The 6,948-nt window shown below is 68.8% G+C and carries 4 protein-coding genes and 1 tRNA gene; all 5 read right to left on the reverse strand.

Annotation, left to right across the window (positions count from 1 at the left end):
- Window positions 1-202 precede the first annotated feature (202 nt).
- Window positions 203-2,824, reverse strand: coding sequence for a carboxypeptidase regulatory-like domain-containing protein (locus tag IT182_10100; protein MCC6163687.1), 2,622 nt, complete (start codon window positions 2,822-2,824; stop codon window positions 203-205).
- A gap of 141 nt (window positions 2,825-2,965) precedes the next feature.
- A complete protein-coding gene (locus IT182_10105) occupies window positions 2,966-3,604 on the reverse strand; it encodes a DNA-3-methyladenine glycosylase 2 family protein (protein MCC6163688.1) in 639 nt (212 codons plus the stop codon).
- 5 nt (window positions 3,605-3,609) lie between these two features.
- Window positions 3,610-5,199 carry a glycerol-3-phosphate dehydrogenase/oxidase gene (locus IT182_10110; GenBank protein ID MCC6163689.1) on the reverse strand — a complete coding sequence of 530 codons (1,590 nt, stop codon included), beginning with the start codon at window positions 5,197-5,199 and terminating at the stop codon, window positions 3,610-3,612.
- Window positions 5,200-5,215: 16 nt separating this feature from the next.
- Window positions 5,216-6,700 carry a glutamate--tRNA ligase gene (locus IT182_10115; GenBank protein ID MCC6163690.1) on the reverse strand — a complete coding sequence of 495 codons (1,485 nt, stop codon included), beginning with the start codon at window positions 6,698-6,700 and terminating at the stop codon, window positions 5,216-5,218.
- 69 nt (window positions 6,701-6,769) lie between these two features.
- A tRNA-Ser gene (locus IT182_10120) sits at window positions 6,770-6,863 on the reverse strand.
- Between the last annotated feature and the right edge of the window lie 85 nt (window positions 6,864-6,948).

Below are 6,948 nucleotides of genomic sequence, written 5' to 3' on the forward strand. Positions count from 1 at the left end.
GGCGTGCTGGTAGGCGTTGCCGGACGATGCCGAACAAGACGCGACAAGACCGCTGCGGTAACGGGCCACCGGCAACAGGCGACGGCTCAGCCTCATGGACACCGACGCCCACGACGCCGGCCCGCACGAATCCGGCCCCTGCACCTGCGCAAGCCGTGGCTGTCGCCGCAGGCCACGAGCCGTAAGCCATGCCCCGCGCGCGTCAGAAGAACACGCGCGTGCCGAAGTCGAAGCGGCGGGCAGGGGCGGCCGCCGTGGGGCGCATGAAGTACGGCGACGTCATCACGCCGGAGAAGCGCGTGAAGTTCGTTTCGTTGAGGATGTTCCACGCCTGCGCGTAGAACTCGACGCCGCGCGGGGTCTTCGATCCGGCACCGCCGCCGTCTGTCGACGTCACGCCGCCGAAGTCGGGGCGCCAGCCGAGACGCAGGTTCAGCGTCCGCTGCCACGTGCCCCGCTCGGTGTTGCGGCCCGTGCCTGCGGGCCTGTCGGCGAAGACCGAATCGCCGTTGTCGTCCAGACCCGTTCTGATCGTGTAAGGCGTGCCCGACGCGATGTCGCCCCACGCGTTGGCACGCACGCCGCCTGGCAACTCCATCCTGACGAAGCCGAACACGCGATGGCGCACGTCCCACGACGCGGGTCCCCACTCCGCGTCGAGGTCACGACTGTCTGCGGGCAGCGATGTCGGGCCGTCCGAGTCGTTCCACGACTGCCCGTACTGATAGCGCACGAGACCAGACGCCTTGCCGTCTTCCCGCGACACGCGCACGCTCGAATCGAAACCCGCCGATCGCCCGCGCCCCGTCGACTCGATCTCCGTGATGCGCTCGAAATCAGCGTCAGGGAACACGCCGTCGACGGGCGCATTCGCGTTCAGGCCGCGCAGGCGGTCCTGGATCGACTGTCCATAGGCGTTGAGCTGCACGCGCAGGTGCTGCGAGAAGCGGTGCTCCAGGCCGACCGACGCACGCGCGGTGGACACCATCTCGAGCCCGGTCGACGACTCGCGGACGATACTGGGGGCGGGCATGGACGTGAGGCCGTCGCCGCCGAGCGGATCGGGATAGCCGGGATCGCTGACGATCACGTCGCGCAGGTGCGTGCCATCGAGCTGCAGCGTCTGCTCGTACACCCACTGCGGGTACCACTCGTTGAAGAACCCGACACCAGCGGTCAGCGTCGTCTTCGGGCGTTCCTTCGGCGTCCACGACAGGCTCGCGCGCGGCGCGATGTTGTTCCAGTCGTCCATCAACGACTGGATGTCGTGCCGTACGCCGAAGCCGAAGCGCAGGCCGTCGCGCATCTCGACCTCGTCGTACGCGAACCAGCTGAACTCCTGGCGCGAGTACGTCACCAGCGGGTCACCCACGCGCTGCGTGAACTGGCGCGGCCGGCCCGCCTCGTAGTCCTCGAGGGTCGCGAACGTGAACGTGCCGGCGTAGTTGTCGATCCTGTCCGTGCGCGTCCATCCCAGCTCGGTCTCGAAGCCGAAGCGCACCTTGTGACGGCTGTTGCTGATCAGGTCCACCGTCTGCGCGATCTCGATCTCCTGATCCCGTCGTCCGCCCGCTCGCTGTGCGCCGCCGGCGCGGAACGCGTTCGGCACGTTGATGCCGATGGCATCGCTCATCGACTCGGTGCCGCTGCGCACGTCCACGTATTCGAGATGGATGTCGTTCAGGAAGTGACGGCCGATGGTGCCGATCGCGGAGATCCGCGCGATGTCTCCTGCCGATCGATCGTCGAACGCTCGCTCGGGCAGCTCGAACTCGCCGACGCCCATGTTGCTGCCGCGCGAATCCCATCGCTGATACTCACCGCGCAGCGTCTGCGTGGAGGACATCGCATGCTCCACGCGCACTTCGCCGTCGAAGCGGCGGCGTTCCGCGTTCACGAGTGAGGGGAACGGCGTCGGGGCACCCGTGGCAACGAGCGGCTGCGCGTCGTACGAGTCACGAATCGAGAGACGCCCGGAGATCGACGACTGTCCCTTCACGATCGGTCCCCTGAAGCTCCACGACAGGCGACGCGTCTGACCATCCGGTTGCGCCTGCGAGAACGCCGGCCGCGCGTCGATCGATTGATCGCGGAAGCCCACCGACACGTCGTGCGCCCACGACGTGCCGCCCGGGCGCGTGATGATCTCCACACGAACTCGCCCAGCGCCCATGCTGTCCGTGCTGAACGGATCGCGGCGGATACGCACCACCTGGATCTGGTCCTTCGGCGGCAGCGCTCCGCCTTCGAACCCGTTCACACGAATCTCCGCGCCGATACCCGCGAGCGCCTCGATCGCGATGGCGAGCTCTTCCGGGTCGTCTGGCAACTGCTCGATCTCGCGCGGGCTCAGCGTCTCGACCTGCCCGTCCGCTGTCGGCGGCACGAACGTCTGGGCATCCGCGCGCACGGCCACCTGCTCCGCGTAGCCCGCGATCGTGAGTGTGGCGACGGCCTCCGCCGCTTCCGCGGGGCGCACGACGGCGTCGATCGTCGCGGGCTCGAAGCCGGGCATCTCCACGATCAGCCGGTAGTCGCCCGCGGGCACGTCGAGCATCGCCTCGCCTGAATCGTCGGTGACGAGCATGCGCGGGACGCCTGCCGCGTCAGGTCCCGGTCCGGAGAACACGACCGTCGCGCCCGGCAGGCGTCCGCCCTGCGTGTCCTTCGCGACCACGATCAGGTGCCCGGGCGCCTCGCGCGTCTCGTGTTCCGCCAACGGAGTCTGCGGCGACTGCGCGGCGGCGCGGTCGGCCGCAAGGCACGCGACGAGCGCGACCGCCATGACTGGCGCGATGAATCCGATCGAGGCGAGGCGATCCATCGGCCCAGCATATCGACGACGACGCGGGATCGGTACCCCAAGAAACGTGAATGTCTTGATACGTGGAGTGGGAGGCGACGCGCGCCAGGGTTGAAACCCCTGGCCTCCATCAGGAGCGCTCGTCGGATTGGAGCGCGTGCGTCAGCGGCTGGCTTCGAGGGCGCGCCACATGTACCAGCTCCCGATGCTGCGGTACGGCCGCCACTTCTCGGCGTGCGCCTCGATCGCCGCGGGCGCAGCCTTCTCACCGCCGTTGTAGACGCGCGCGAAGCCCGTCACCACGCCGAGGTCGCCGAGGGGCAACACGTCGTGGCGCTGCAAGTGGAACATCAGGTGCATCTCCGCGGTCCAGCGGCCGATGCCCTTCACCTGCGTCAACGCCGCAATCACCTCATCGTCGGACAGGCGATACAGCCGGCGCGTGTCGAGCGCGCCGGTCGAAACGCGCTCGCAGAGGTCGAGGATGTAGCGCAGCTTCTGGCCGCTCAACCCGCCCGCGCGCAGCGTGGTTTCCGGTGTGGCGAGCCACGTGGCAGGAGGCGGACAGTGGCGCACACCCATCGACGCCATCACGCGCGCATGGATGGTCGTTGCGGCCGCGGTCGCGAGCTGCTGGAAGACGATCGCGCGCACGAGCGACGAGAAGGCATCGCGGCGAGGACGCGCGCCGAGCGTACATGGGCCGTGCGCCTTCATGAGGCGCGCCAGTTCGGGATCGCGACGCGCGAGGACGCGCGAGGCAACCAGGCAGGACTCGGGCGTGAAGCGTTCGGGGACCATGCGCGCTACGGGATGTCGGCGAACGACTCGTGCTCCTGCGGGCGGTCTCCGTCGGAGCGGTCGAGCACCTTGCGACAGTGCGCGAGCTCGTCGGCCACGCGCTGATCGGACCATCCGAGCTCTTCACGCATCGCGGCGGCGATGCGACCAAGTGCGGGACGTCCCCGATGCGGCGTGAACGCAAGGCGCGATCGCCGGCACACGAAGTCGGCCACGCGTTCACACGCTTCGTGCCGCGTCGCATGGACGACCTGCGCCACGACGTCGGGCTCGCCCTCCATCAGCGTCTGCCCGAGCTCAGGCCGCTCTTCCACGAGACGCAACACTTCGACGCGCCGCGTGCCGTACAGACGGGCGAGGTGCGCGCGCTGCGCGTCGGACAGCACCTCGGGTATCGGACCTGCGTCGCGCGCTCCGGGAAGGAGCGCGGTGGCCGTCGTGCAGCGGGCGGAACTCTCGAGCAGGCGGCACACGCGCTGCGTGGCTTCCTCGGCGATGGCGCGATAGCCCGTCAGCTTGCCGCCGATGATCGATACGAGCCCCACGGGGTCCTGTTCGGCAACGATCTGGTGCGAGCGCGTGACGGCCGACGCGTCGCCTTCCCGACGCACCAGCGCGCGCACGCCGGCGTTGGTGAAGAGCACGTCCCCGAGCGCGCCGACGTACGGCTTCACCGATCGACGCAGGTAGTCGATCTCCTCCGGCGTGGCGGCGACATCGGCGGGATCGTCCTCGTAGTCGAGGTCCGTCGTGCCCACCCACGCGTAGTCGAGCCACGGGATCACGAACATCAGACGCCCGTCGACGGCCGAGGGCAACGCGATGGCGTGCTTCGGCGGACGCTCGCACGCGAGATGGATGCCGCGCGTGGTGCGCACGCGCGGACGTGGACTCTGCTGGAGCACGCCGGCAGCGCGATCGAACCACGGGCCCGAGGCGTTGACGACGACGGCGCCGGAGACTTCGACTTCGCGCTGCGCGATGAGGTCCTGCACGCGCAGGCCGCGGACGCGTCCATCTGTCACCACGGCCGACACGACGCGGGAGTGGTTGCAGGCGGCAGCGCCGGCCTGCATCGCGTCCACCACGTTCTCCATGCAGAGGCGCTCGGGCAGCGCGACCTGTGCGTCCGAGTAGGCGGCGGCACCCTGCAGGCCCTCCTCGACCAGACGCGGCTCGGCCGCCAGCGCCGCGGCCGCAGACAGCATCCTGTGCCCCTCGAGGCTGCGGTCGTAGCTCAACGCGTCGTAGAGCCACATGCCGATGCGCATCTTCAGCCGCGTGAACGCCGACGTTCCGTAGAACGGGAGAAGGAAGCGCAGCGGCTTGACGAGGTGCGGTGCGATGCGCAGCAGGATCTCGCGTTCGCGCAGGTCCAGGCGGACGAGCGCGAAGTCCAGCATCTCGAGGTAGCGGAGGCCACCGTGAATCAGGCGCGTCGATCCGGACGAGGTGCCGCTGCCGAAGTCGCTCTGCTCGAACAGCGCCACGCGGAGGCCGCGGCGAGCCGCGTCGCGCGCCACGCCACAACCGATGATGCCGCCTCCGACCACGAGGAGATCGAATGTCTGGCGATGCAGGTCGGCGGCGCGCATGCTCCAGTGTCCCCGATCAGGCGGCCTGCGCGCGACTGGCGCCGGCACGAATGCGCGCGACGCTGTCGTCGCGACCGACGAGTTCGATCGTCTCGAACAGGCCGGGGCTCACCGTGCGGCCGGTGAGCGACACGCGCACGGCCTGCATGAACGGACCCGGCTTGACGCCACGCGATTCAGCGGTGCCGCGCACGGCCTGCTCGATCGACGCCACGTCGAACACGGCCGGCGCGTCGAGGGCGTTGGCCAGCGCGTAGAGGTGCGGAGCCATCTCCGGCGTGAGGTGTTTCGCGACGGCCGCGGGATCGAACAAGACCGGCCCGACGAGGGGTGCGAGCGCCGTCGGGATGTCGCCGAGGCGCTTCGTACGCGGACGCAACAGCGCCAGCGCGCGAATCAGCCACGCGCGCTCCCCAGCGTCGAATGCGGCGCGCCAGAGGCCTGCCGTCTCGAGCCATGGCTTCGCGTGGGCGATCAGCACGTCATCGCTCGCCTGCATGATGTGCTGATTGTTCATCCATTCGAGCTTCTCGGTGTTGAACACGGCGTTGCCGCCGCTGATGCCCGCGAGGTCGAAGCGCTCGACGAGCTCGCCCACCGAGAACAACTCCTGGTCGTCGCCGGGCGACCAGCCGAGGAGCGCGAGGAAGTTGACCATCGCCTCGGGGACGATGCCCTGCGCGGCGTACTCGATGACCGACGTGGCGCCGTGACGCTTGCTGAGGCGCTTCTTGTCCGGGCCCATGATGAGCGGCACGTGCGCGAAACCGGGGATCGACGCGTCGAGGGCTTCGTAGAGGAGGACCTGCTTCGGCGTGTTGGAGATGTGGTCGTCGCCGCGAATCACCTGCGTGATACGCATGTCCATGTCGTCGACCACGACCGACAGGTGGTAGGTCGGGTAGCCGTCGGACCGCAGGATCACGAAATCCTCGATGCCGCTGTTGTCGAAGCCGATCGAGCCATGGACCGCATCGTCGAACGTCGTGCGGCCGTCGGCAGGTACGCGGAACCTGATGGCGCGTGGCTGGCCCGCGGCTTCACGCGCGGCGACGTCATCGGCGCTCAGCGTGAGGCTCGTCTCGTCGTACTGCTTGGGGCCGAATGCCGCGTTCGTCGCGTCGCCGTTATCGTCTGTCGTGCTGGCGCGCGCACCGGCGCTGCGGTAGTCGAGATACGCGTGGCCGCTGGCGACGAGCTGGGCGGCGACGGTGCGATAGCGATCGAGTCGTGCGGACTGGAAGTACGGCGCGTGCGGCCCGCCGACCTCGGGGCCTTCATCCCACGTGAGCCCGAGCCAGCGCATCCCGTCGAGGATGCCCTGCACCATCTCGTCGGACGACCGCTCCATGTCGGTGTCTTCGATGCGCAGCACGAACGCGCCGCCGGTACGACGAGCGAGCAGCCAGTTGAACAGCGCCGTGCGCGCCCCCCCGACGTGCAGGTACCCGGTGGGAGACGGTGCGAAACGGACGCGTAGCGGAGTCGTGTGGTCAGACACTGGCTGGGTGAGTATCGCTCAGGGTGCTCCTGAGGGACCCGCCGCAGGCGGGCTGAACGACGAGTCGAATGGCGGTGAGGGAGGGATTCGAACCCTCGGTAGAAGTTTTAGCCCCTACAACGGTTTAGCAAACCGCCGCCTTAAGCCTCTCGGCCACCTCACCCTTCGACTCGCTCCATGAACGCTGGGTCGCTCGCTCGGAACGAGCCCGCATGGAAGCTCAATATTCTCGCACATTCGGCGGACAA

Source organism: Acidobacteriota bacterium (assembly GCA_020845575.1).
In the GTDB taxonomy this organism is placed as follows: Bacteria; Acidobacteriota; Vicinamibacteria; order Vicinamibacterales; family Vicinamibacteraceae; genus Luteitalea.

What these genes read in the sequence shown, in the direction of transcription:
- IT182_10100 (MCC6163687.1), bottom strand. Translation starts at nt 2,824, where the DNA reads ATGGATCGCCTCGCCTCGATCGGATTCATCGCGCCAGTCATGGCGGTC.
- IT182_10105 (MCC6163688.1), bottom strand. Translation starts at nt 3,604, where the DNA reads ATGGTCCCCGAACGCTTCACGCCCGAGTCCTGCCTGGTTGCCTCGCGC.
- IT182_10110 (MCC6163689.1), bottom strand. Translation starts at nt 5,199, where the DNA reads ATGCGCGCCGCCGACCTGCATCGCCAGACATTCGATCTCCTCGTGGTC.